This is a genomic window from Roseiflexus sp. (genome assembly GCF_057785375.1).
In genome coordinates this window covers 31,183-57,117 of record NZ_JBYNRX010000085.1, presented here as the reverse complement: position 1 = coordinate 57,117, position 25,935 = coordinate 31,183, and the positions used below count along the sequence as shown (strand labels likewise).

Annotated in this window: 20 protein-coding genes; 14 read left to right on the top strand and 6 right to left on the bottom strand. The window is 61.3% G+C overall.

Going from position 1 to position 25,935, the window contains the following annotated elements:
• The first annotated feature begins 549 nt into the window (after positions 1 to 549).
• The 11 genes from asnB (at position 550) to AC3EA7_RS16025 (ending at position 13,994) form a co-directional block, all read left to right on the top strand.
• Positions 550 to 2,541, top strand: a complete 1,992-nt coding sequence (gene asnB / locus AC3EA7_RS16075; protein WP_488615087.1) for an asparagine synthase (glutamine-hydrolyzing) — start codon at positions 550 to 552, stop codon at positions 2,539 to 2,541.
• A gap of 623 nt (positions 2,542 to 3,164) precedes the next feature.
• Positions 3,165 to 3,410 carry a nucleotidyltransferase domain-containing protein gene (locus AC3EA7_RS16070; protein ID WP_488615086.1) on the top strand — a complete coding sequence of 82 codons (246 nt, stop codon included), beginning with the start codon at positions 3,165 to 3,167 and terminating at the stop codon, positions 3,408 to 3,410.
• A 140-nt stretch (positions 3,411 to 3,550) separates the two neighbouring features.
• Positions 3,551 to 3,964, top strand: a complete 414-nt coding sequence (gene hepT / locus AC3EA7_RS16065) for a type VII toxin-antitoxin system HepT family RNase toxin (protein WP_488615085.1) — start codon at positions 3,551 to 3,553, stop codon at positions 3,962 to 3,964.
• Between the two features lie 307 nt (positions 3,965 to 4,271).
• Positions 4,272 to 5,510, top strand: a complete 1,239-nt coding sequence (locus AC3EA7_RS16060; RefSeq protein WP_488615084.1) for a hypothetical protein — start codon at positions 4,272 to 4,274, stop codon at positions 5,508 to 5,510.
• 300 nt (positions 5,511 to 5,810) lie between these two features.
• Complete coding sequence (locus AC3EA7_RS16055) at positions 5,811 to 6,824, top strand: glycosyltransferase family 2 protein (protein WP_488615083.1); 1,014 nt, start codon at positions 5,811 to 5,813, stop codon at positions 6,822 to 6,824.
• Complete coding sequence (locus AC3EA7_RS16050; RefSeq protein ID WP_488615082.1) at positions 6,817 to 7,890, top strand: glycosyltransferase family 87 protein; 1,074 nt, start codon at positions 6,817 to 6,819, stop codon at positions 7,888 to 7,890. Before AC3EA7_RS16055 ends, AC3EA7_RS16050 begins: the two co-directional genes overlap by 8 nt.
• Positions 7,891 to 8,033: 143 nt before the next feature.
• Positions 8,034 to 9,179 carry a glycosyltransferase family 4 protein gene (locus AC3EA7_RS16045; RefSeq protein WP_488615081.1) on the top strand — a complete coding sequence of 382 codons (1,146 nt, stop codon included), beginning with the start codon at positions 8,034 to 8,036 and terminating at the stop codon, positions 9,177 to 9,179.
• The gene (locus AC3EA7_RS16040) at positions 9,161 to 10,318 is read left to right on the top strand and encodes a glycosyltransferase family 4 protein (protein WP_488615080.1); all 1,158 of its coding nucleotides are present in this window, start codon (positions 9,161 to 9,163) and stop codon (positions 10,316 to 10,318) included. Before AC3EA7_RS16045 ends, AC3EA7_RS16040 begins: the two co-directional genes overlap by 19 nt.
• A complete protein-coding gene (locus tag AC3EA7_RS16035) occupies positions 10,282 to 10,986 on the top strand; it encodes a class I SAM-dependent methyltransferase (RefSeq protein ID WP_488615079.1) in 705 nt (234 codons plus the stop codon). Before AC3EA7_RS16040 ends, AC3EA7_RS16035 begins: the two co-directional genes overlap by 37 nt.
• Before the next feature lie 90 nt (positions 10,987 to 11,076).
• A complete protein-coding gene (locus tag AC3EA7_RS16030; protein ID WP_488615078.1) occupies positions 11,077 to 12,021 on the top strand; it encodes a lysylphosphatidylglycerol synthase transmembrane domain-containing protein in 945 nt (314 codons plus the stop codon).
• Positions 12,018 to 13,994 (top strand): DUF2079 domain-containing protein, encoded by a 1,977-nt coding sequence (locus tag AC3EA7_RS16025; RefSeq protein WP_488615077.1) that lies wholly within the window; start codon positions 12,018 to 12,020, stop codon positions 13,992 to 13,994. Before AC3EA7_RS16030 ends, AC3EA7_RS16025 begins: the two co-directional genes overlap by 4 nt.
• A 542-nt stretch (positions 13,995 to 14,536) precedes the next feature.
• Here AC3EA7_RS16025 and AC3EA7_RS16020 read toward each other — a convergent pair.
• From AC3EA7_RS16020 to dnaN, 4 genes are all read right to left on the bottom strand, one after another.
• Complete coding sequence (locus tag AC3EA7_RS16020) at positions 14,537 to 16,165, bottom strand: tetratricopeptide repeat protein (protein WP_488615076.1); 1,629 nt, start codon at positions 16,163 to 16,165, stop codon at positions 14,537 to 14,539.
• Positions 16,166 to 16,734: 569 nt separating this feature from the next.
• Complete coding sequence (locus tag AC3EA7_RS16015) at positions 16,735 to 16,977, bottom strand: hypothetical protein (protein WP_488615075.1); 243 nt, start codon at positions 16,975 to 16,977, stop codon at positions 16,735 to 16,737.
• Between the two features lie 548 nt (positions 16,978 to 17,525).
• Positions 17,526 to 17,870, bottom strand: coding sequence for a hypothetical protein (locus AC3EA7_RS16010; RefSeq protein ID WP_488615074.1), 345 nt, complete (start codon positions 17,868 to 17,870; stop codon positions 17,526 to 17,528).
• A 6-nt stretch (positions 17,871 to 17,876) separates the two neighbouring features.
• Positions 17,877 to 19,034, bottom strand: coding sequence for a DNA polymerase III subunit beta (dnaN, locus tag AC3EA7_RS16005; RefSeq protein ID WP_488615073.1), 1,158 nt, complete (start codon positions 19,032 to 19,034; stop codon positions 17,877 to 17,879).
• A gap of 194 nt (positions 19,035 to 19,228) precedes the next feature.
• Between dnaN and AC3EA7_RS16000 the strand changes: the two genes are divergently transcribed.
• On the top strand, positions 19,229 to 20,194 hold the full coding sequence (locus AC3EA7_RS16000) for a threonine/serine dehydratase (protein WP_488615072.1): 966 nt from the start codon (positions 19,229 to 19,231) through the stop codon (positions 20,192 to 20,194).
• A gap of 69 nt (positions 20,195 to 20,263) precedes the next feature.
• Positions 20,264 to 21,016: a sugar phosphate isomerase/epimerase family protein gene (locus tag AC3EA7_RS15995; RefSeq protein ID WP_488615071.1), complete on the top strand. Its 753-nt coding sequence runs from the start codon at positions 20,264 to 20,266 to the stop codon at positions 21,014 to 21,016.
• A 373-nt stretch (positions 21,017 to 21,389) separates the two neighbouring features.
• On the opposite strand, the gene AC3EA7_RS15990 is transcribed toward AC3EA7_RS15995, so the two are convergent.
• Positions 21,390 to 22,613, bottom strand: coding sequence for an MFS transporter (locus AC3EA7_RS15990; protein ID WP_488615070.1), 1,224 nt, complete (start codon positions 22,611 to 22,613; stop codon positions 21,390 to 21,392).
• A 136-nt stretch (positions 22,614 to 22,749) separates the two neighbouring features.
• Between AC3EA7_RS15990 and AC3EA7_RS15985 the strand changes: the two genes are divergently transcribed.
• Positions 22,750 to 24,798: a diguanylate cyclase gene (locus tag AC3EA7_RS15985; RefSeq protein ID WP_488615069.1), complete on the top strand. Its 2,049-nt coding sequence runs from the start codon at positions 22,750 to 22,752 to the stop codon at positions 24,796 to 24,798.
• A 147-nt stretch (positions 24,799 to 24,945) separates the two neighbouring features.
• Here AC3EA7_RS15985 and AC3EA7_RS15980 read toward each other — a convergent pair whose 3' ends face one another.
• Positions 24,946 to 25,881, bottom strand: coding sequence for a DMT family transporter (locus AC3EA7_RS15980; protein WP_488615068.1), 936 nt, complete (start codon positions 25,879 to 25,881; stop codon positions 24,946 to 24,948).
• Positions 25,882 to 25,935: the final 54 nt, after the last annotated feature.

The window sequence follows — 25,935 nt, the reverse complement described above, 5'->3', positions numbered from 1 at the left end:
AGAGGTGAGAGGTGAGAGTTGAGAGGTGAGAGGCGAGAGGTGAGAGGTGAGAGGTGAGAGGCGAGAGGTGAGAGGCAAGAGGCGAGAGGTGAGAGGCAAGAGGCGAGAGGTGAGAGGCAAGAGGCGAGAGGTGAGAGGTGAGAGGTGAGAGGCGAGAGGTGAGAGGCAAGAGGCGAGAGGTGAGAGGTGAGAGGTGAGAGGCGAGAGGTGAGAGGTGAGAGGCGAGAGGTGAGAAACATGTCCGACCTTTGAGGTCTGCGCCGTGGACCTGGCTGCGCCAGTGATTGTCGCTGGCGGGAAGGGCTTCTCTCCCTGGGATTGCGTCATCTGACCTCCAAGGTCTTCGCCGGGGAATGTGGGAAGGTGGCGGGTGAAAAGGCAGGAGGGTTGCAGGCGGTCGTTACACGTTGCACGTTGCGCGTTGCACATGCGAAGATGCGAAGATGCGAAGGTGAAAGGTGCACACTCCCCGCTCCCTACTCCCTGACCTGTTTCAGTTCCTGGTTCTTGGTTCTTGGTTCTCAGTTCTTGGTTCTTCCAGGAAAAGACATGTGCGGCATCTACGGCATCTGGCATCGTGATGGTCAACCGGTCGATCTGACGGCGCTGCGCACGGCGACGAGCCGCCTGCGCCATCGTGGACCGGACGATGAGGGGTATCTGCTGGCTAACCCTGCGCTGGGCGCGTGTACGCCTTATGCTGGCGCAGAGACCGACCGGCGGTTGGGCTTGCCGCCGCTTGATCACGCAGGCGGTAAACAGGACAGCCTGGCGTTCGGATTTCGCCGCCTGGCGATCCTCGACCTGTCGCCCGCCGGGCATCAACCGATGGCGAGTGCCGATGGGCGCTTTTGGATTGTGTTCAATGGCGAGATCTACAACTTTATCGAACTGCGCGCGGAGTTGCAGCGCCTCGGGCATTGCTTCCGCAGCGGCGGCGATACCGAAGTTATTCTGGCGGCGTATGCGCAGTGGGGAGAGGCGTGCCTGAACCGTCTGAATGGTATGTGGGCGTTTGCGATTTGGGACCGCGAGCAACGCACGCTGTTCCTGGCGCGCGACCGCTTCGGCGTCAAACCACTCTATTACGCCGCAACCGGCCGGACGTTCACCTTTGCTTCGGAAATCAAAGCGCTGGTCGGACCCCACGCGCTGCCGTTCAAACCAGAACCGCTGGCAGTCTATCAGTTTCTCACCGACGGGCGCCTGCCCAGCCCGCAGCATGGCGCAACCTTCTTCGCCGGCGTGCGCGCGCTGCCGCCGGGACACTGCCTGCGCATCGACGCGGCTTCGCCCGTTGCGCCGCGTCGATACTATGACGTTGCGCTGCCGGACAATCACCACCATGCACAGGCAACCAACGATATTCTGGCAATGTACCGCGATCTGTTCATCGATGCGGTGCGGCTCGAACTGCGCTCGGATGTGGCGGTTGGCACGTGTTTGAGCGGTGGCGTCGATTCGTCATCGATTGTGTGCGCTGTGAATTGTCTCATGCGGCAGGACGGTCTCTCGGCGGCGCAGATCGGCGAGCGCCAGAAGACGTTCAGTGCGGTGTACGACAGCGACGGGCGCTACAACGAACGACGGCATATCGAACGGGTCCTGAGCGCCACTGCCGCCGATGGGCACTTTGTGATCCCGACCGTCGAGCGCCTGAATGTTGACCTTGAGCGACTGGCATGGCATCAAGATGAGCCATTCCAATCGACCAGCATCTTTGCGCAGTGGTGCGTGATGGGACTGGCGCGCGAACGCGGGGTGACGGTGCTGCTCGACGGGCAGGGCGCCGATGAGGTGCTGGCAGGCTACCGGCCATATGCTCGCTATCTGGGCGATCTGTTGCGCCACGCGCGCGGAGCGACCTTTGCCCGGGAGGCGTTGCTGATCAATGCACGCAGCGGGCAGCCCGCGCTTTCATTGCTGCGCAATGCGCTGATCTTCGCTCTGCCCGCGCCTGCCATCGAACTGGCGTATGTCGGGCGACAGATGCTGCGCTCGCCGGCTCTCGTGTTGCGTTCCGATTTTGCGGCTGAATGTCGCCGTGCTGCGCTGGCGGACATCCCATCGTGGTGTAAACAGTCCTCGCTCGACCGCCATTTGCGCGACGCCGTCCTGGAAAGTAGTCTGCCCCATCTGCTGCGCTACGAGGACCGCAATTCGATGGCGTTCAGCATTGAGTCACGCGTTCCATTCCTTGATCACCGGCTGGTCGAGTTTGTCTTCCAGCAGGCGCCACATCTGCGCATCCGCCACGGATGGACGAAATGGGTCCACCGGCAGGCGATGGAGGGATTGCTGCCGGATGCCATCGCCTGGCGCAGCGACAAGGTCGGTTTCGAGACGCCAGAAGTCGCCTGGCAGCGCGACCTGCTGGCTGCGCGGACCGATCTGTTCGCTGACGGCGCCCTTTGTGGCGCGTATCTTGATCTGCCGACCGTGCGTCATGCCGTGGACGAGTGGTGCGCGCACGGTGGCGACACACGCCAGGTATGGCGTTGGATCAGCCTCGAGATGTGGCTGCGGGTGTGGAACCGTTGAAGGTTGCAGGTTAGAGTTGCGAAGGTGTGTCGGGGTGAGGCGATGCCTCGCTCTTCTTCCCCCTCATCCCCCCGTCCCCCGTCTCCCACACGGGGAGACGGGGGAGGATGGACGCTCTAACGCCTCGAACAGGCGACTCAAGGTAAGGATGCTTTCAAACCATCTGCACCTGCGGGCGCCTATCAGCGGGACGCCGGTTGCATACGGAAATGCGCTTGCGAGAATAGTTCTCGCCCCTCCAGTAGAGCGATCAACCAAAACCTGGACCATCAAGGACGTGGAGCGGCTGATGTTGGCTGAGCCTGTCGAAGCCAACGTCAGCTGCAGGACGGTCAACACGAGCAAGTATTGTGCAACATCTGGTTGTTCGCTCTGTAAGAATGCCACGTGTCCATGGGCTATCTGAACAATCGCCGGGTGCAGTGCGGCGCTGCGACCCGCTCAGCGACCGTCGGGTAGGCGAAGGCAATGCCTTCTTTTCTTCTTTGCGCGGCGCCGCGCGCGTGGCCGGCGCTCAGCGACCGTCGGGTAGGCGAAGGCAATGCCTTCGCCTACCCAATACCTTCGCCTACCCAATAATTGTCCAGATAGGCTCGTACCGTCGTATAATCAAGAATGAACTAATGTTTCCTGAACTGGAACGGTTACCCGACATCTTCATGAAATACCCGGACATCCAGGCGGTCTACCTGTTTGGTTCGGCGGTCACCGGCAGGATGCACGCCGAGAGCGACCTCGATCTGGCGATTGTCCCGCGACCGGGCGCCGGTGAACTGCCCCGGCTCGACATCCTGACCGACCTGGCTCGCGCCGGGTTCTGCCGGGTATCTGGTCGTGCTCGATACAAACAACATTGTATTGAAGCATGAGGTTGTTCGTCACAACCGGATCATCTATCAGACGGAAGATTTTGATGGGGGAGCGTATTTTTCCAGAATAGTGCGCCAGTTTCTGGATTTTCGACCATACCTGGATGTCCAGCGCCAGGCGTATAAACAGAGGATGCTGCATGGTCAAACCCGACGTGATCCGCAAGAGGCTGGAGAAACTGGATGAGTATCTGGATATTCTCCGTCGGTTACAGCGATATTCTTATGATGAATTCGTCGACAACCCCGAACGATACGGGAGCGCCGAGCGTTTTCTGCAACTGGTGATTGAGTCGCTCAATGATTTAGGAAATCACGTTGTTGCAGAGTCGGGTTTAGGAACTGTCGATTGGTACAGCGACATTCCTCATCGATTGCACGAAGCGGGTTTAATCGACGCATCTCAGGAGGAGACCTGGATCAGGATGATTGGGTTTCGCAATATCCTCGTGCGTGATTATCTGAAGATCGACCGAACTATTGTTTTCCGTGTTCTACAAGAAAATCTCGGTGATCTGGAAGGACTTAAGCAGGTCTTCGTGCAATTCCTGTGATCGATGCGCTCATCATTCCTTTCAGCCCCGGCATCGAGCGCAACCACAGGGCGTTCGCACTCGCCGACGACGGTCGTCTTCGCCCGCGCCCCAGTGATGGCTGTCACTTAACGGTTTTGTGCGCAGATCGACTCCATTCTGCGACTCTCACCAACGTGCAAAATGGCTATACTGAGCATGGGCGGGTCAGTGCGTCCCCGTGTCGAGATATTGACTCAAAAGAACAGCGGAGCGATTTCTGGAGGAAACAATCGCGCCTCCGCGCCTCTGTGCGATATTCGTAACCGCGATGGCGGAGATGCCCCCGATGGCGATCACGACTAACGCCAGCATTGATCGATCCGCTGCTCGCACGTCTGCGACGGCGTGGCGTTGGGCGCTGCGGCTGTACGTCGGGTACAGCGCACTCTTTACCTTCTGGAATGCCTGGGTCTCGTCCGTTTATCCGAAATGGGTGGAAGAGGCGTCTGTCGCCGTCTGGTTCCCATCGGCGCCGGTGGGGACCTGGTTGGAGCGGGTTGTACTCCTTCCGCTTTTGCGCTATGATGTCATCTGGTACGTTGGCATCGCACAGTCCGGTTATGGTCATCGTCCTGGCGACACGGCGTTTCATCCGCTCTATCCGTTGCTCATCGGCGTGTTGGGGCGGTTCCTGGGGGGAGCGTATCTGCTCGCAGCGTGGTTGATCGCGCAGGTCTGCTGTGTGGCGCTGCTGGCGATGCTCTATCGCCTGGTGACGCTCGATGATGACGATGCCACAGCGCAACGCACAACGCTGTTCCTGATCGGCAGTCCGCTGGGTTTTTCGTTTTTGCTGCCCTACACCGAGTCGCTGCTGCTGCTGAGTATTGTTGCTGCGTTGTACGCCGGGCGGAAGGGGCGCTGGTGGCTCGCGGGAGCGGCTGGCGGCGCAGCGGCGCTCACCAAGCAACCGGGGGTGGTGGTGCTGTTGCCGCTCCTCTGGGAACTGTGGCGGCAGCATAGTGCGACGGTGCGCACGACAGGCATTCGCGCCCTGATGGGACCGCTGGCAGGTTTGTCGCTCACGCCGCTGGCGCTGCTGGGATGGATTGGGTATCGCGCAACGCTCGGCGATGTCGCGTTTTCCTGGCGCGACCCCGGCACGCTCGTCAGCGCGCTGCTGGTCACGCCATCGTATGCTGATGTATGGGGCGAAACCTTTAGCTGGCCCTGGATCAATTTCGGCTATGCGCTCGATCAGATGCGGGAGCAGCCCTATTTCTATCTGCTCCTCAATATGCTGATCATGCTGATCATGCTGGCGCTGACGCTGGCAGCCGCTGTGCGCACCCGGCGCAGTTATGCGATCTATAGCCTGGCGCTGGCGATAATGAACCTGTCCATCGTCTATCCTTTGTGGCCCTATATGGGGATCATTCGGCGGTTTACGATTATCTTTCCGCTGTTCATTCAACTGGCGCGCTGGGGAAAATCGCCGGTTGTGCTGTGGCTGACGCTGATATGCAATGCATTCCTGTGGACGCTGATTGCGTCGATGTATGTGCGGAATGCGTTTGTACCATAACGGTTGCAGGTGCGAAGGTTGAAAGTGGGAAGGTGGAATGTACCTGATCCTTGAGGTCTCCGCCGCTTAACTCCGGCCTGTTGTTGCTTGTCACTGGCGGCGGTAGGTTTCCGGCACGCTGCGAGAACTCGACTCAACCTCAAGGGTCTTGGGGTCGGGGACGTGGGAAGGTGCGAAGTTGAAGGTGGGAAGGTGGATAAGGTTGAAGGTTGAGGATTGCAATGGAAAGACCCTTCTCATTCCTGATTTCTCATTCCTAACTCCTAATTCCTAATTCCTGTCCTCTAAAGGGCGACACACATGAGCACGACGGTAACCTGCAAACCCTACACAGAAGAAGCGCAACTACAGGACGGCGCATCTACGCCCTATCTCTCGGTTGTCGTGCCAGTCTACAATGAGGAGGAAAACATTCCGCACCTCTACCGTCGCTTGACGACCGAGCTGGAACACCTCAGTCTGCCGTATGAAATCATCGCTGTCGATGATGGCAGCCGCGACCGCAGTTTTGCGCTGTTGCGCGACCTGGCGCGCGCTGACCGGCGGCTGCGGGTGGTGCGCTTCCGCCGCAATTTCGGGCAGACGGCGGCGTTCTCTGCCGGATTCGACCGGGCGCGCGGCGAGGTGGTGGTGACGATCGACGCCGATCTGCAGAACGACCCGGCGGATATCGGCGCGCTGCTGGCGAAGATCGAAGAAGGGTACGATGTTGTGAGCGGCTGGCGCGCGCAGCGCCAGGACCCGTTCCTCAACCGGCGACTGCCATCGATCATCGCCAATCGCCTGATCTCATGGGCGACCGGCGTCCGCCTCCACGACTACGGGTGCTCACTGAAAGCCTATCGCCTGGAAGTCGTGCGCGGCATTCGGCTGTACGGCGAACTGCACCGCTTCATTCCAGCCATCGCCAGCTGGCAGGGCGTGACGGTCACAGAACTGCCGGTGCGTCACGCGCCGCGCCGGTTTGGCCGATCGAAGTATGGCATCAGCCGCACTCTGCGCGTTCTGCTCGATCTGGTGACCGTGCGATTTCTGCTCAGTTACGGCACTCGACCGATGCAGATTTTTGGCCTGCTCGGTCTGCTGGCGGGTGGTCTGGGTATGCTGATCGGCGCGTATCTGACCTGGATCAAACTGGCGTATGGCGCCGCCATCGCCGACCGTCCGCTGCTGCTGCTGGCAGTATTGTTGATTGTGCTGGGGGTGCAGTTCATCAGCCTGGGGTTGATCGGCGAACTGGTGGTGCGCACCTATTACGAGGCGCAAGCCAAACCGATCTACGTCGTGCGCGAGGAAGTCAACAGCGATGCGTAGCGTCCTGCCGATTCGCCTTGTTCTTGTCCGCTGGCAATTGTGGGCGCTGATCGCCGTTGGCGCCGGTCTCATCATCGTGACTCACCAGGCGTATGCCACCGTGTATATCGAACCCGACCTCCAGGTCTGGTGGATGGCGGCGCGTTTGTGGCTGACAGGCATCGATCCTTACGGACCGGTTGGCGATCAACTGCTGGGAACCGGATCGGGCTTTGCCTACCCCTTTCCGGCGGTGCTCTTCTGTCTGCCGCTTGCAGTGCTGCCGCTGGCGTGGGCGTCAACCGTGTGGGCGCTGATGAGTCTGGCGATTGCCGGCGTTCTGCCATTTGCACTGCAAGAACGTCCTGATCCCTGGATTATCGCCGTGATGCTGGCATATTTCCCGCTGTGGGCGTCACTGGAGGAAGGACAATGGGGACCGATTCTGCTTTTGTGGACCGTGCTCAGCCTCTCCTGGCTGCGCAGGGAGCGCTGGTTGCTCTCCGGTGCGGTCGCAACCCTGACGCTCCTCAAGCCGAATGTGGGCATTGCACTTCTGGCGGGAATCGCAGCATATGCGCTGTGCGCCGGCGTTCCTCGTCGCTGGTGGGCAGGTCTGGCGCTTGGGTTGCTGATCGTCTGGGTGGGAACGCAGGCGCTGGCGCCAGGCTGGCCCGCGGCATGGCTGGAGCAACTGCGCGCCTATGATGCGGAAGATCAGAACCGGATCGATGCAGTATCGTTTGTGGGAGCGTTGGCGGGCGCTATCACGATGATCTGCACAGTCGTCGCCTGGCGGCAGCGCAATGCGTCGCTCCTGCTTGCCGGCGTTGTCACTGTGGTGATGCTGATTCTGCCAACGCGCAGTTTTTACAACCACGTTGTGCTGCTGCTGCCGATCGTGCTGTTGCCGCCGCGCATCGCAGCGCCGGTTGCGCTGCTGAGTTGGAGTGTTCTGGCGTTGCCCGTCATCAGTACAGACATGGCGTTTGCGCGTGCTGTTGCGCTTTACCTGCCGCTGGCGATGGGACTGGCTGCTGCAACAGGGCAAACTCGCATCCAGGAGATGGTCCGGTCTGGTGGCTGATGAAGATAACATCCGGTCGTGCCGGAACGCTGCGAGCTGATGGTGTTTGAGCAGATAATCCGGCATCGCCCGGTTGAGCCCGCGCAGGCGGGCTTTGCACCCGTAGCCTGCGGCTTCAGCCGCCGGGCGGAGAACGACGCATCATGCGCATCCTGACGCTCAATTACGAGTATCCGCCCCTCGGCGGCGGCGCCAGTCCGGTAACGCGCGCGTTGTGCGAGCATCTCGCTGCCGCCGGGCATGAGGTCGATGTCGTCACGATGGGATATCAGCGCCTGCCGCGGGTCGAGTTATCCGGCGGGGTGCGCGTGATCCGCGTGCCAGCGCTGCGTCACTCGCCGGTGCGCGCCGAAACCCCCGAAATGCTGAGTTACGTGCTCGCGGCGCTGCCGCCGGCGCTGGCGCTTATCCGGCGCTGGCGCTACGATGTGCTGCATGCGCATTTCATCGTGCCGACCGGCATCCTTGCAGCTGCCGTGCGCCGCATCAGCGGGCTGCCGCTGGTGATCACCGCACACGGGTCGGATATTCCAGGATACAACCCGGATCGTTTCACGCGCGGGCACCGATGGATTGCCCCAGCCTGGCGCGTGGTTGCGCGCAGCGCCGATGCGATCGTTTCCCCATCGCACTATCTGCGCGCCCTCATGCAGCGCGTCTGCGATCTGCCGGTCGAGGTGATCCCCTATGGCTTCGCCCTGCCTCCACTGCGCTGCGGCGAGCGGAGCGCTGAACCTGTCGAAGCGCGCAAACGGCGCATCCTGTTTGCCAGCCGGTTGTTTCCGCGCAAAGGTGCGCACTACCTGCTGGAAGCGCTGGCAGGGCTGCCGCTCAATGGATGGCAAGTGACGGTGGCAGGCGATGGACCGATGCTCGAAGCATTACGACAACAGGCGCAGCGCCTTGGCGTGCCGGTCGACTGGCGCGGCTTCATCAAGGGTGAACCGCTTGAGGAATTGTACGCCACCAGCGCCATTTTCGTCTTTCCTTCGACGAACGACAACTTCCCGGTGGTGCTGCTCGAAGCGCTGGCGGGTGGGTGCGCCGTGATTACCACGAATGTGAGCGGTATGCCGGAGGTCGTGGGAGATGCGGGCATGCTGGTTCCGCCGCAAGACGTGCCTGCGTTACGCGACGCAATCCGGCGACTGATGAACGATGACGACCTGCGCGCCGACCTGAGCGCGCGGGCGCGGGCGCGGATCGCCCATTTTGCCTGGGACGATGTGGTACGACGGTATCTGGACGTGTATCGACGGGCGGGAGCGCCATGCGCATCGTGCATGTAATCGATCATCTGGGGGCAGGAGGCGCCCAGCGATTACTCGCTGATCTCGCGCCGCGACAGCAACGAAGAGGGCATTCGGTTCATGTCGTCTGTCTGCGGGGATCAACACCGCTGAGCCAGACGCTTGAGGCAAAAGGAACGTCTGTAACATACCTGCGCCTCAAGCGCAGCGATCCGCGCCAGGTGTCAGTTCTATACGCATTCTTGCACACCGCAAAGCCCGACATTGTTCATTTGCATCTGACCCTCTCCTGTTTATTGGGGCGTGTGGTTGCAGGTGCGGCTCATATTCCGGCAGTGATCGTGCATGATCACGAGGCTGATGCGGAGATATTTACCACACCCGCGCCGCTGCTGGCGCTGAAACGGCTAGCAGAACCGCGCCTGCCGCCGCGCATGTTGCGTTATGTTGTCATCTCACGGAGCGCCATGGCCTATGCGCGCGAGGTGCGCCGTTTGCCCGAATCACAGATCGTTCTTGTGCCGAATGGGGTAGATATCGAACATCTGGAACATGGACGGCTTGCACCAGATGCAGCACGGCGGCAGATTGGCGCGCCGGCGGGTGTTCCCCTGATCGGATTCGCAGGACGGATGGCGCGTGAAAAAGGGGTCGATCTGCTGCTGGACGCGCTTGCGCACCTGCCGTATGCGCATGCAGCCATTGCTGGGACCGGACCGCTCGCTGATGCCATGCGGTCGCGCGCCAGAACGTTGGGAATAGACCAGCGCGCCCATTTTGTTGGATATCTCGATGACATTCGCCCATTACTGTGGGCGTGCGACGTCTACGTCCAACCGTCGCGCCGCGAGGCGTTTGGGCTGGCTGCGGCAGAAGCGGCAGCGCTTGGGCTGCCGGTCGTGGCATCCCGCACAGGCGGATTGCGGGATGTCGTGCTGGATGGAATGACCGGCTTGCTGGCGCGTCCAGGCGATGCGCAGGACCTGGCTGCCGCACTCAATACACTGTTGAGCGATGTGAAACTGGCGCAGGCGTTGGGTGAGGCAGGTCGCCAGTATGTACGGACGCATTTCGCAATTGATACGGTGCTTGAAAGCATCGATAAAATCTATCAGGAAGTTGCTGATCATTCGGAAATGCTATGCCATACTATGATTTCTGGCGCGAAAAACAGGTGACTGCGCTTGGGCGACGCTGGGGTCGTCAGGCGGCGGAGTATACGCTGCACCTGGCGCTTCGCCATGCAGCGCCGCTCAATCGAGTCGTCGAGATTGGACCGGGACGCGGGGCGCTGGCTGATGTGTGCCGTGCGCGGGGCATACGCTATGTTGGCGTCGATGCGAACATCGGGTTGCTGGAACATCTGGAGTCTGGCGGTTCAGTATGCTCATTCGTGCCTCCAATTCCGCTGAGCAGCGCCATCTGCGATGCAGTCATCGCCAATCATGTGCTCGAACATGCGGTCGGTCTGCCGCAGGCGCAGACGCTGATTGCTGAGATGCGCCGCGTTGTGCGCCCTGGCGGAATTGTGGTCGTGACCTCGCCGGACGTGTTGTGGGAGGGTGTGGAGTTCTGGGATTGCGACTACAGCCATAATTTTGTCACCACGGCACGCCGTCTGCACCAACTCTTTCGTGACCAGGACCTGGAGGTGGCGCACCTGGGCTATGTGCATAATCACATCGAAGGAGTAGCAGGCGCCATTGTCGGGCAGATTGTTCGTCTGGCGCCATATCGCGCGCCAGGATCGACCCCGCTATCACCGCTCTATGTTGAGCAACTGTACAAGTTGCGTATGACCTTTGCGCGATCGGTCGTGATTGTTGGACGGCATCCACAGCGTTGAGCCGGAATAGGACGCTCTCCGCGATTATCAGCCGCGCCCTTATTCTCGTCACTCTGCGAGCGTAACCGCGCCGGGATGGAAAAGGATGATATGACTGGCACACCACGTTCGCATCAATCGGTCATCCGACTGGTACAGGCGACCGTTTCGCTGGCGCTCATTCTCTGGCTGCTGGCAAACATCTCGTGGCGCGAGACGCTGACGGTACTGGTTCAAGCCGATCTCCTGACAATGGCGGCAGCCTGTGCATTGTACTATGCGGGAGTCGCCTTGAGTTGCTGGAAGTGGGCAATCGCACTGCGCGTCGAAGCTATCCAGGCGCCGTTCGCACGCCTCTTTCGCTGGTACTTGATTGGCGCATTTGTCAACAACTTCCTGCCCACCGATGTTGGCGGCGACCTTGGGCGCGGATTCTATGCCGGGCGTTTTACCGGGCAAACCAGCGCCGTCGCACGTTCAATCATCGTCGAGCGCGCCACCGGGTTGCTGGCGATGGCCGTGCTGGCGTCCGCCAGCCTGACCTTCATCAACTGGCGGATACCTGTTGAAATACTGCTGATTGCAGCGATGCTGGCGCTGGCTGTCGCAGGAGTCGCGCTGGCAGGGCGCGCACGCCTGCCGTTCCTGACGCGCATGCTCGACAAAATGCGCGAAAGCGGAGTACGTTATGTTCAGGCGCCGGGATCGCTTACGGTGATGCTGGTTCTATCGTTCGCTTTTCAGGTCCTGGCAGGCACAGGGGTCTGGTTGAACATGGTTGCCGTAGGCGTACATTTCCCCTTCCTCACCGTTGTTCTGGCAGGAGCGCTGGTGGGTCTGGCTGGTCTGCTCCCCATATCCATCAATGGCTGGGGTGTGCGGGAAGCGCTGATCGTGACGCTGCTCACCCCTTTTGGCGCCCCGCCTGATCGTCTCCTCGCCGCTGCGCTGCTCGGTCGCTTTTTGCTGCTGCTCGTAACTCTGGCAGGCGGCATTCTGCTCCTCTTCGAGCAACGCATCGCTCTTGCACGTGAAGGGAAGGACGAACTGGCGTGACACACCCGCGTTCCGCTCTGCGCGATCCTCTCCTTTGGATCGCTATCCTGCTGATCGGCGGCATGCTCGGCTGGTTGAGCGTTGCACGTTACGAGGGTTTTAACGCTGGCATGTACGACCTGGGCAATATGGCGCAGGCGATCTGGAGCGGTGCGCGCGGTGAGCCGCTGCTCTACTCCCGTCCCGAAGGTTCGCGTGCATCGCGCCTGGCCGGGCATGTCGAGGTCGGCTACTTTTTGTTTGCGCCTTTCTATGGGCTCTGGCCTGATCCGCGCATGCTGCTGATCGCCCAGGCGACGCTCTTTGCCCTCGGCGCCATCCCGGTGTATCGCATTGCCTGGCGACGCATCGATGCACCGCGCGATGGGGAACGGGCTACGCCGTATGCGGCGCGCTGCCTGACGCTGATCTACCTGCTCTATCCAACGGCGCAGACCAGCGTGCTCTTCGATTTTCACGCCGATACGGTTGCGGCGCCGCTGATCCTGTTCGCGCTCGATGCGCTCGACACGCGCTCCTGGCGCTGGTTCGCGCTCTGGATTGCGCTGGCGCTCAGTATGAAGTTCTATGTCGCCGCGCTGGTCGTGGGTGTCGGCGTGGTCCTGTTTGTGTGGGAAGGTCAGCGCCGCGCCGGGATGCTGACCGCGCTCGCTGGCGGCGTCTACGGCGCGCTGGCATTCTTCGTCGTCCGGCCGCTGTTTGCAGCGCCATCGGCTGGCGGCGCAACCGAGATCGCTGGCAACTACCTGGCGTACTATTTTGGTGCGCTGCACGAAATTGCGGCAACCCTGCCCGATCGCCTGCTCAACGCGGTGGTCGTCCTCGGTCCGGCGCTGCTCGTCGCGTGGCGCGGCTGGCGCTGGTTGCTGCCGGGGTTGCCACTGGCAGGCGCGATGCTCATTTCCACCGGTCCCGGCGGGGCATTCGACTACCGCTACCACCACTATGCGCTGGTTGTACCATTCATTGTGATGGCGACGATCGATGGCGCAGCGCGTATGCGACACGCTACCCCTGCGCTGTCTGGCGCACCGCGACGCCGGGGGCGATCCTGGCGCGGCGACCTCGGCTTTACCGTGGCAGTGACCGCAATCTTCAGCGCGTTGCTGGTCAACACGCCGCTCAATCCGTTGTTCTGGGTCGGCATACCCGGGTATGGCTTCGACCGGTCGATCTACGGCGTCACTCCGCGTGATACGCGCCTGGCGGCATTCCTGGCGACCCGCGCGCCCGCTGATGCGCCCCTGGCGGCTTCCACCTTCGTCGCCACGCACCTGGTGAACCGCGAAACAGTGTATCTGGTGCGCTACCCGTTCGAAGCGCGTCCCGAACGTCTGCCCAACCTGCTGCCGCAGGTGCAGTACGCGCTGCCCGACGCGCTCTTCGACTGGTATCTGCAACTCGACGACGGGTATGGCGGCGGTCTCGATTATGACCGCGAGGCGATTGCGATCCTGCTGCGCGACCCATCCTTCGCGCTGGTGGATATGGAGGACGGGTTGCTGCTCTTCGAGCGCAGCGCCGATCCTGATCGCGCACTGGTCAACCAGTTGTCGGTTGCGCCCGATGATGGCGCGCCCGCATTGCAGCAGTTTGGTCCATTCGATCTGGTGCGCGCGAATGTCGACGTGATCGGTGAGCGACGCCTGCGCGCCTCGTTCGTGTGGCGGGTGCGCGAGGCGTTACCACGAGGAATGCAGTACGTTGCCGTGAGCCGGCTGGAGGGCGCGCCGGGGGCGCGATTCGTCCATTTGCCCGGCTACGCGCTGCGTCCGGCGTGGGAGTGGCAGGCAGGTGATGTCGTCGAAGAGACCTTCGATGTGCTCGTACCGCCTGATACCCCGCCGGGACGGTACGCCTGGCGCGTTGGATGGTACGACGTGCGTCACCCTGATGCGGCGCTGACCAATGAACGCAGCCGGATGGACGGAACCGCCGAATATGTAGTGACAACGTTTGAAGTAGCGCCGTAGCGGGTCCAGGCATGCTTGTCAGGCGGCAAGAAAGTCCGCCCGATGGCTGAAGCCGCGGGCCTCCTGCTGCGAAGCCCGCCTGCGCGGGCTACATTGGGCGATACCGGATTATTTTCTCAAACTCCATAAATCGCGCCGGGCAGGCGTTCCGCCGGGCGTTCACCTGCGCGGTTCGGCACGCTCACCGCGCGTGGACGCCGCCGTTCCCGTCCGCGTAGGCGGACGGTTGACCGCAGTCCCTTCAGGGGCGATTTCAATTGCTGGCAGCCTGCCCCTCACAAGTGTAGATTTTTCCGGCAAGCCTTTATGTTGCATCGCCCGTTTTGAGCATAGGGATGCGCAAACTCCCCCTCTCCAGCGATGCTGGAGAGGGGGCAGGGGGTGAGGAAGAAAAAGGCTTTGAGAAGCGGAAAACGTCCCTCGAATCTGCAAAGCTCTACCCTTGAGAGGCAGCCTGCACCTCGCCGTGACCGGCGCCTTGACAGCCAATCCAAGCCCCGGACTGCGTAAGGGGAGGTCTGAGAACCCGCCTGCGACCCGCCCTACACCGCGCCCATCCGTTCGATCCGCTCCTGCACCTGTTTCAGCGCCTGATTGTCTGGCGCAACCTTGATCGCTCTGGCAATCGTTTCGCGCGCCTTATCCCACTGCTCAAGCTTTGCGTAAACGACTGTCAAAGCGTGAAGGTAATCGACGTCGCGCGGTGCATTGGCGACCGCCGCTTCCCACTGCTTCATCGCCATCCACCACATGCCTTTGCGCTGCAACGCCAGACCAGTGTTGAACAGTTCGTAGTCGGTAGCGCCGCGCACCTCGGAGACGAATCGCTCTTTGGGCCCGTAGAAATCGCGCCAGCTCAATCCGACCAGGAGCATGAAGAAGGCTTTGATGCCGACATCGACCAGGATAATCGTTCCGAAAAGACCGGTGATCGCAGCGGCTGCAGCTGCGGCTTCTTGCGATGGAAGGAACGCTTGCGCCTGAGCGATGGCATCGCGGAGCGTCGCAGCGGCGCCGAGCGCGCCGAGCAGCGAGCCGCCGAGTTGGAGCGTCGTCAGAACAGCGATGATCCAGTAGGCCCAGCGCGCGCGGTTCATCATCGCGCGCGCAATTGCAACTTGACCCCCGTAGATGATGGCGATAACCACGAAGACCACTACAATGATGAGCGGAAAATCGGAAAGACTGCCCATCGCCGAGTTGTACAGCACCAGCGCGCCGATCAATCCCAGGACGGCGCCCAGAATGCCCAGCACGCCGCCGAGAATCCAGAAGATGCCCATGATCGACAGCCAGGGAGACGTTTTCTCGCGCACCGGTCCGCGGATCATCAGGCTGCGGTCGCAACGGCGGCACCATCTGCGATCCGGTTTGTTCAACTCGCCGCAGTACGGGCAGCAGTCGCGCGCCGGGTCGCCTTCTTCCGGCGGCAGGACTTTTTCTTTACGGCGCGGTTTTGCAGCCGGAGCAGCGGCAGGCGTAGCGGGTACGGGCATTGTGGCGCCTGCGGCTCCGGCTACCGCAGCAGTTGCGGCTGCGACGGCCATAGGCGCTGCCGCAGGGTTGGGTTTGCCGAACAACGAGAAACGCCGGGCGGGCTTGGGCGCAGCCTCAGCAGCCGCAGTGTCGCCGGCAGCGGTATCGGCAGCCGGTTTGGGTTTGCCGAACAACGAGCGCCGGGCGGGCTTGGGCGCAGCCTCAGCAGCGGCAGACGGACGAGTGTGGTGGGCGGATGCTGGTTGTGTCGCCATACCTGGCTGAGAACCGTTCGTGGTCGATGGAAGCCGGAACAACCCTTGATCGGTTTCAGACGACGCCTGTTGCGTCTGAGGCGCTGCCTGGACCGAAGTTGTGCGCCCCTTATCGGACGACGCCTGACCGCCAGCCGGGGCGCCTGCGGGTGATGCTTTATTCGCCGCCTGTCTGGCTTGCTGGTCGAGCCAGGCGATCCCCTGGCGCGCCTGCGGGTTCAGCGGGTTGATCCGCAGCGCCTGTTGGAGACACTGGCGCATACGCCCAGGATCATCCATGACTCCGGCAAGCCAGACCCATGCATCATCGTTGTACTGATCGACCTGAATAGCGCGCGCCAGCAGTTGACGCGCCTGCGCCCGCTGCCCGGCGCGCGCTGCTGCAATACCCTGTTGAAGCCAGTCGTTCGTTGTTGTCATAGGATGTATGCTCCAGCTGGAAGAACCGAGAACCGAGAACCGGAGTTCCCGTCCGACCTGTGCGCCCTGGTCCGGTCCGGACGGGGCTGAGACCTGCCCCTGCGCCACCTTCCCCGCCTTCCCGCGTTCCCCGGCGAAGACCTTATGAGGTCAGGCGGCGCGTGTGCAGGAAAAGAGACCTCACGCGCCGGTGACGATCACTGGCGCATCCGGGTATCCGGCGCAGAGACCTCAAAGGTCGGACATGTTTCTCACTCTCACCTCTCGCCTCTCGCCTCTCACCTCTCGCCTCTCGCCTCTCACCTCTCGCCTCTCGCCTCTCGCCTCTCGCCTCTTGCCTCTCGCCTCTCGCCTCTCGCCTCTCGCCTCTCGCCTCTTGCCTCTCGCCTCTTGCCTCTCGCCTCTTGCCTTTCTGTCACAGAATGCACACGTTTCCCTCTACTACCAGCATATGATGAGTACGTGCAGAAGACAAGAGAGAAGGTAGTACTGATAGGGGATAGCACTGCGGACTATTGATAAGCAGGCACGGCAGATCGATATGCTACTGCGTCCGATGACGCCTTCTGCTAGGTTACCCCAGTGCGCCAGGTGCGATGCCAGGGCAGCGCCAGCGCAATCAGAACAGGGCCATACGCAACAGCGGCGCTCTGGGCTGGAAAAGCGCCCAGGATGCTCAACAAGATCAGCCCGCCGCCTGCCAGCAGCAATGCCTGCTCGAGGTGCGTCAGGCGGAGCGTGCCAGTGTGAACGACCTGGTGACTCCGCACCAGAGGCGTCACGAGCAGAGCAGTGGGTAGAACCAGGCGCATGCATCAGGACGCGGCGGATTCTTCGCCACACGCAACCGATGAATCACCGGAAGGGCGCCGGCACAATGGGTCAGGACACGACGCGCCGGCTGCCAGCGATTGACATCGCCCCTGACGGGCCTGCGGCCGTCCGTCCGCCTGCGCGGACGGGAACGGCGGCGTCCACGCAGGTGGACGCCCGGCGGAACGCCTGCCCGGCGCGACTTCAGTCGCCAGCCCAGGCGCAGCGCCACAAAGACGCGCTTGCTTGCCGCCTGACCATGCATGCCTGGACCATCACCGGAAAACGTGCTTTACAGACCACTCATGGTTTTTGAGCAAATAATCCGGTATCGCCACGTCCAGCCCGTACAGGCGGGCTTCGCTTCCCGTAGCCCGCGGCTTATGGTTTTTGAGAAATTAATCCGGTATCGCCACGTCCAGCCCGCGCAGGCGGGCTTTGCTTTCCAGAGCCCGCGGCTTCAGCCGCCGGGCTCCGAGGCATCCGCCGATGGTCAATCGAAGAACAGTTTGCAACGACGGCTCGCCAGAAAGATTTCGTGTCATGCTCACAGCCCAACCCCCCGCAGCACAATTGCTACAGCGACCAGTGTGAGGATGAGACCGGGGATCAGGTAGATCAGCGCAGGACCGATGCTGCGGATGTCGGGGAGCGCCGGACCGGCGCGGGACGGACCGACTTCGATGCGCTGCCCGCGCCAGTACGTGACTCTGCTGCGTGTCGGGGGACCACCGGCGCGGCGCCAGACGATCCATCCTTCGCGGAGCAGGTACGCTGCCGCCGTTCCCAGGATCAGCGTCACCAGGGGCCACGGCAGCGCGCGACTGTTGGTCAGCACAATGACCAGGACAATCAATGCCAGCCAGCGCCAGTATTTTTGAAGCAGGTTCATCGATGATCAGCGCACCGTCATCGGCATGACGATGTGAATGTAGCCTTCGACGCCGACGGGCTTGAACACCGCCGGATGTTGCGGCGATTGTGTTTCCAGCGCCAACTGCGACGTCGGGATCGCGGCGATAGCATCGGATAGAAATTTGACGTTCAACGCAATCTGCCCGCCCTCGCCAGTGATCATGGCATCGACTTGACCCTTGTTGTCGCCAACGTCCACCGCATTGGCGCTGATGGTCATGTGTCCCGGTCCCATCTCACCGCCTGGTTCCATGTGCAGGCGCACACTATTGGACGGGGCGACCGTAAAGTAGGACGCAAGTTTGACGGCTTTCATCAACTCCTGGGTGTCGAGAACTGCGCGCGTCTGATACTGCTGCGGAATGACCCGGTCAACATCGGGGAACTTGCCATCGATCAGGCGCGATACCAGATCGACCGTACTGGTATGGAAGAGCACCTGCCCGCCACTGGAGGTGACAATCATCTCGACCTGGCTCTCGTCGTCGTTATGGTCGCTAAGCGCAGTCGAAGCGAGGATGCGCGCCAGTTCATTCAACGCGCGCGCCGGAATGATCATCTCCTGTGGTTGAGCCGCCGGTTCCGGCAATTCAATGATCCGCTGCGCCAGGCGGAACCCGTCGGCGGCGGCAAAGATCGCGCGGTTGTCGCGCAGGCGGAGTTGCACTCCCTGGAGCACAGGGCGAGTTTCCTCGGTGGCTGCGGCAAACGCCACCTGCTGGATCGTCTCGCGGAGCAGCGCCGGCGGAAAGACAGCGGTTGGCGTGCGGTTGTCCACGGTCGGAATTGTGGGGAACTCACCGGCTTCTGTCCCCTTGATATTACTCTCGAAGCGAGCGCATTTCAGGTTTAATGTTTGCGTGCGCACATCGAGCATCAGGTCGATCCGGTCATTTGGCAAACTGCCGACGACATCGCTCAGCAGTTTCGCCGGAACGGCGACAGCGCCCTCATCATCGATCTTGGCGCCGATCCAGCATGTGATGCCAATTTCGAGATTCGTCGCAGCAAGTTTGAGGCGTCCGTCATCACTGGCAATCAGGATGTTGCTGAGCACCGGCAGGGTGCTTTTCCCGGCGACAGCGTGACTGACAACGGCCAGACCGCGTTTCAGATTTTCTTGAAGACATGAGATCTTCATCGGCGACTCCTTGAGCGGCGCAGGTTTCTCACGCGACGCGCCATCGCATAGGCGGCGCGTATGAGATCAGGGAATGACATTATACCATTTCTTCCGTTATTGACGTAATTCCTCATTCCCGATACAATCGGGGTTACTTTGTTCGACGCGACCATGGTCCACAGCAACTCTTTCTTCGCAGAGGCACGCACATCATGGACGACATGCTGCACGAGATCCTGCGCGCTGCACGACGGCTGCGGCGTGCGCTACGTCCGACGCCGCTCGAGGAGTCGATCCGGCTCGGTGCGCTGACTGACGGGCGGGCATTGCTGAAACTGGAAAATACGCAACCGACCGGATCGTTCAAAGTGCGTGGCGCACTGAACGTGTTGCTGTCGCTGCCATCCCACGTTCGTGAGCGTGGCGTCGTGGCGGCGTCGTCGGGCAATCACGGCGCCGCCGTTGCCTATAGCGCGCTGACGCTTGGAGCGCCAGCGCTGATCTTCGTCCCCGAAGATACGTCGCCGGTCAAGGTGAGCGCCATGCGCGACTTTGGCGCCGATGTCCGGGTCTATGGAGATGATTGTGTGGTTGCCGAGACGTATGCTCGCGCATATGCAACTGAACATGACCTGATCTATGTTTCACCCTACAACGACCCGCTGGTCATTGGGGGGCAGGGGACGATCGGCGTGGAACTGGCGCGCCAGATCGACCGCCTCGATGCCATTCTGGTTGCGGTTGGCGGCGGCGGGTTGATCAGCGGCGTCGCCGCCTATATGAAAGCGGTACAGCCGGATGTGCGCATCATCGGGTGTTCGCCGATCTATTCTCCGACAATGTACGAGTCGGTGCTGGCGGGCGAGGTTGTGTCGCCGCCAATTCTCCCGACCCTCTCAGATGGTACGGCTGGCGGTGTAGAGCCAGGAGCGATCACTCTCGATCTGTGCCGTGCGCTGGTCGATGAATGGGTGCTGGTGTCCGAAGAAGAGATTGCTGCTGCCATGCGCCTGATGATCGAAACGCAGCATACGCTGGTGGAAGGATCGGCGGGCGTTGCTGTCGCCGGGTACCTGCGCCTCAAGGAAGAGATGCGCGGCAAGACGGCAGCAATCATCATCTGCGGCGGCAATGTGAGCCTGGCAACGTTGCGTACCGTTATCGATATGAACGTCTGACCGGCGCGGTACAATGGTCCGGGTTGCCAGAGCAGGCAACCTGTGATGCACAGAAAGGATGTCGCTGCTATGTCCCGGATCCCAATCGCCCTGCAGTTGTACTCGGTGCGCGAGGATGCGGCGCGAGATTTGCAGGGCGTACTCGCCGCGGTTGCCGATATGGGGTATGAGGGGGTCGAGTTTGCCGGATACTATGGGCGCGATGCCCAAACGATTCGCGGCTGGCTCGATGCGTATGGGCTCAAGGTCGCTGGCGCCCATGTCGGCATCGAGACGTTGCTCGGCGATGAACTGTTACGCACCGTCGAGTTCCACCAGACCCTCGGCAATACCACGCTGATCGTTCCCGGGCTGGCGGAACAGTGGCGCAACTCGCGCGCTGCGTGGTTGAAGACCGCCGAGACGCTCAACGCCATCGCCGTCGCGCTCAAGCCGTATGGTATGTGCACCGGCTATCACAACCATCATATCGAGTTTGCGCCAATGGAGGGCGAACTGCCGTGGGATACGCTCTTCGGCAATACCACCGATGATGTCATCATGCAGTTCGACACCGGCAATGCGCTCCACGGCGGCGCTCAGGCGGCGCCATTCCTGCGCCGCTATCCGGGGCGCGCCAAAACGGTGCACCTGAAGGAATACTCCGCTGCCAACGCCTCGGCGCTGATCGGCGAAGGCGATGTGCCATGGACCGAAATCTTCGAGTTGTGCGAGACGATCGGCGGAACGGAATGGTATATTGTCGAGCAGGAGAGTTACGCCTACCCGCCGCTCGAGTGTGTTCGCCGCTGTTTGCAGGCGCTTAAGGCGATGGGGAAGTAGGTTCTCGCAGGAAGGCGCGGAACCGGTGAAAGCATCTGGCGGATGGTTTCGATGCTGGCGGCACGGCGGGGTATGACCATAGGTGTTCAGACAATGGCGCAGCGCGCGGCATTGCCTGGCGTGACCCCAGCATCACCGGCTGCGGCTTTCGCTCGAAGTCGTCGGATATGGCGTGGTCGGGCGCTGCCAGGATAGCAGCAGCGGACGAAGGTTGCAGATTGCGAATCACACCAGGGCGCGAAGGCGTCAGGGTGCAGGCGGGGACGGTGCGGGCGGCCACCGGTGAAAGACACAGCCCCTCAGGGCGCTCAGGCGCACTGGGGGGCAGGCAAGGACGGGTGCGGATTAAGGCAAGTGATCGATCCCCTAACCCCTAACCCCTAACCCCTAACCGCACCCGACGCACAAGGCGTCGGTCGAGCACTGCAAGCCCGGTTGCCGAACTGATGCCCACCCCCAGGCAAACCAGCCAGGGCAGCGCAGGCACGCCGATGTCATGACCAAAACTATAGAGCGCCCCGCCAGCATAGTTGCCAATACCGCCGCCGAGCGCCAGCGCCAGCGCACTGACGCCGAAGTATGATCCGAGCGCCGCCGGGTTCGCCAGATCGGCGGCAACGGTCTGTTGTCCGGGCGCCGCCAGCAGCGCACCGAGGGAGAAGAGCGCTACGCTTGCCAGCAACGCCCCAATAGCGCCGGCAAACGCCACGCTGCCCAACCCCAACGCCATCAACACGATGCCGAGCATCATCACGGAAAGCGGGCGCAGCCAGCGTTCCGCCAGGCGTACAACCGGATACTGCAAAAGCGCGCTCATACCCGCATTCAGCACATAGAGCCAGCTGACCGCATCAGAAGTTCCCGCCAGCGCTCGCGCTGCCAGAGGGAGCGAGATCGTCAACTGCACCCACATAAACCAGTATCCCATCAACAGAACATTGAACGCCATAAACCGGCGGTCGCGCAGCGCCATCAGAATGCCCGCCAGCAACTCGCTGCGCTCGGTTGCAACCTGCACCTCCGGCAGTAGCAAAAAGGTGATCCCGGCAGCAATGAAGAAACATCCGCCGGCAGCGAGCGCCACAAAGGCAAAATCGATCCGCAAAAGCGCAGCGCCTGCCAGCGGTCCGAGCGACATGCCCAGCCCGCGCACAATACCCAGCACGGCAAAGTAGCGATTGCGCTCCTCCGGGCGCGTCAGCGCCACCATTGCCGCCGATGACGGCGAGTCGAACAATGCGCCGCCAAGCGCCGCAAGAAGGGCGCTGACCATCAGAAAGGGATATGTTGTTGCCATAGCCATGGCGCTGAAGCTAATGGCGCGAATGAACATCCCGACGACGATCAACGTCTTCGCGCCGAACCGGTCTGCCAGAGCGCCGCCGAAGACCGTCAACCCCTGTTGCGTCAACTGCCGGATCGCCAGCACCAACCCCACAGCGCCCGCCGACCATCCCAGATCATCGACGTACCGTACCGACACAAGGGGGATGACCATAAAGAATCCGCCCCACATGAGAAACGTAATGACAAGCATCACTATTGCGCCGCGACGCCGTTGTGTGATCGAAGTCGCCGGGACCTGCGCGTCTGTCATCAACTCGTCATCCTGACTATACAAATGGCTATGGACGAATACCGTTGGGCATAGTAGCATGCAGAGTCATAAACCGTAAACTTACAATCTCTCTTGCATCTACGACGTATCAAGCGCCATCTAGAAGTCTGCATCCATGACCCAGGCAGGTCACAGCGAACGGCGATCCAATGCCGATGCCTCGCTCCAGGTGCGTGCTGTGAATAGCACGATCCATGCACGGCTGAGTTCTGAGGCGGGAGATGGATTCGATCATAGCGCTCTTGAGCAAACGCTCAAACGCGAACGCCAGCTCAATGTCCTGACCCAGATTCTGCACAGTGCGCCCGATATCGACAGCGTGATGCCCGACGTTGTGCAGATGGTCGTCGAGCTAGTCGAAGCGGACGCGGGTGCGTTGCCGCTGCTTGCGCAAAATGGCGAGTTTCTGGAGTTCTGCTACCCATATCGGATTCCCGAGGCATGGCTCGCTCTCAAAGTTCCGCGCGGCGCCTCCCTTGCCTGGCAGATTATCGAGACCCGATTGCCGCTGCTGATCAATGGCTATCACCGTGAGAATCGCGCGATCAAAGACCTTGTCGTCCACGGTGTGCGCGCTGTGGTCGCGGCGCCGGTGACCGCCGACGAACAACCAATCGGTGTGCTTGTGGCCTATCGTGTTGGGCGCGATGATCCGTTTACCGTCCACGACCTGAATATTCTTACCGTCATTGGTCGGCAAATCGGCCTGACTGTCGAACGCTTCAGACGGTACCAGACTGCGGTTCGGGAAGCGGAACGGCGCGTTGCGCTGTTTTATGCCAGTCAACAGATTGGGGCAACCCTCGACCTGCCGCACCTGTATCGTACCATCTATCAGGCAGTAGCGTCGCTCATTCCCTGCGACTCGTTCGCGCTGATCCTGACCGATCCCCTGAGCGGCAGGTTGGACGTTGTGTATCGTAATGATGCCTCGCCCGATAGAGCGGACGAGTCCTCGGACGAAGCGATTGCACAGGTCATTGCCGGCGGACAATCCCTGTGCCTGACGGGTGGCGGGCAGGATACGCGCCTGCTGATTGCCATGCGTCGCGGCGGGCAGACATTAGGCGTTATATCGGTGCGCACATGCGCTTCACAGATCTACTCCGCCACCGATCTCGAAATGCTCGATCAACTGGCGACAACCGCTGCAATTGCGATCGAGAATGCCCGTCTTTTCGAGGCAGCGCGGCGCGAAGCAGACATGCGCACCCGTCTCTACGAAGCGAGTCAACGGCTCGGTGCGCTGCTCGATCTGAGTCAGATCTACGACGAAATCTATCGCGCCACTATGTCGCTGGTTGCCTGCGATGGGTTTCTGGTTGCGCTCAAGACGAACGAACAGACGACTCCGGGTGTCATCTACTGTGTTGGTCGGGCATACAGCAAAGCATGCGCTGATCTGGCGAATGACGCAATTGCGAGTGAAACATCGCTCTGCTGCGATAACGACGAGTGCGGAAGCAGCGTCCTCGTTGCGGTCATGCGCCGCGGTGGCCGGGTCATTGGCGCCATCCTGGTTCGTGCTCCGCAACCACACACCTACACCGACACCGATCGCAGCGCGCTCGAACTCCTGGGTGCAACGGCGGCGATTGCGATTGACAATGCGCGCCTCTTTGCCGATGCGCGTCGCCATGCGACTATCGATGAGTTGACCGGCGTGTGGAACCGGCGCTCGTTCTTCGAGAACGCCGGACGCGAGTTTCAACGTAGCCAGCGCACGTTGCGTCCCCTGGCGATGCTGATGTTCGATGTCGATCACTTCAAATCGGTCAACGACACCTATGGGCATGCGGCCGGCGATCAGGTGTTACGCGGATTGGCGGAACGTTGCCGCAGTCAGTTAAGGGTCATTGATATCATCGGGCGCTACGGCGGCGAGGAATTTGCTGTGGCACTCCCCGAGACCGATATCGAAGCGGCGGAACATATTGCAGAGCGTCTGCGCGCTACTGTCGCAAATACCTCGTTTGCAACCGCCCAGGGATCGATTTCCCTGACGATCAGCGTTGGAGTGGCGGTATGTCATCCGGACGACCAGACAACGCTCGATACCATTATTGATCGCGCCGATCGGGCGCTGTACCTCGCCAAGCGCAGTGGACGCAACTGTGTGCGTGTCTGGTCGTATCCTGCGACAGGGTCAGGGGTCAGGGGTTAGGGGTTTTTCTATCCCTGTCCCTTTCTTCCATCTTCCTGCTCGTTTCCGTTGCTTGTGCCATGTGCAATGTCCAACGCTCCCTATCCCACGTGCTACGTGCTCTGGATGTTTTTCCTTCCTTCAAGACCTGTGAAGTCGGGCGCTACGTCATGCTGTAGCCGGCGCCGGTCGCTGCGCCTGCGCCGCAAAACGCGGCAGAACGACGGCTGCCAGGATCATCCCCATGCCCGCGATCTGGAGCAGTTCAAGGTGTTCATTGAGCAGCGCCACTGCAATGAGCGTGGCGACTGGCGCCTCGATGACCGTGATCAATCCTGCAACTTTCCCCGGAATGTAGCGCAGCGATTGAGTAAACAGCGCATAGCCGCCGAGCGTTGGTCCAATGGCAATCATTGCCAGCATTAACCACGCGGACGGCGCTTCGATTGCCCATACGTATGAACGCGCCGCCGGTACAAGCCGGTCGGCTGCCAGCGCCAGCGCCATGAGCGTTAGCGAGCCGAAGGTCATGGTGTAAGCCAGCGTCGTCCAGGGGTTGATCGATTGCGCATTGCGCTGACCCATCAGCACATAAACCGTGTGGGTCAACGCCGTCAATAGCCCGACCACTGCGCCGAGCCAACTGATTCGCAGGACAGCGGGATCATAGACGCGCACCACCAATGCGCACCCTGCCAGCGCCAGCGCTAGCGCCACTACATGCGCTTTTGTGACTGGTTCGCGGAACAATATCCACGCGCCAAGTGCAACGAATCCGGGATAGGTGTAGATGAGCACAACCGCGATAGCAGCGCCGTTCAGCGTCACCGACCAGAGCCAGAGCGCATGGTAGATGCCAATCGAAACGACGCCGGTCAGCGCTAGTTGCCCGATACCGTTCCTGCCGATGCACAGCAGTGACGGACGGAAGACCAGGATGCCCGCCGTGCAGACGACTGCAATCAACAGATCGCGCCAGAGCGCCAGGGTGAGACCAGGAATGGCATACCGGGTGATGAGATACGAGAGGCCAGGCGCGGTTGATGCCCAGACGACTGCCGCAAGCGCACTGAGCGCATAACCGGTGCGAGGGTGTGAATGCATGAGCGTGTACGTTCCTGTTGGATCAGAGAATGCATAACGTCTATAGTACACGAG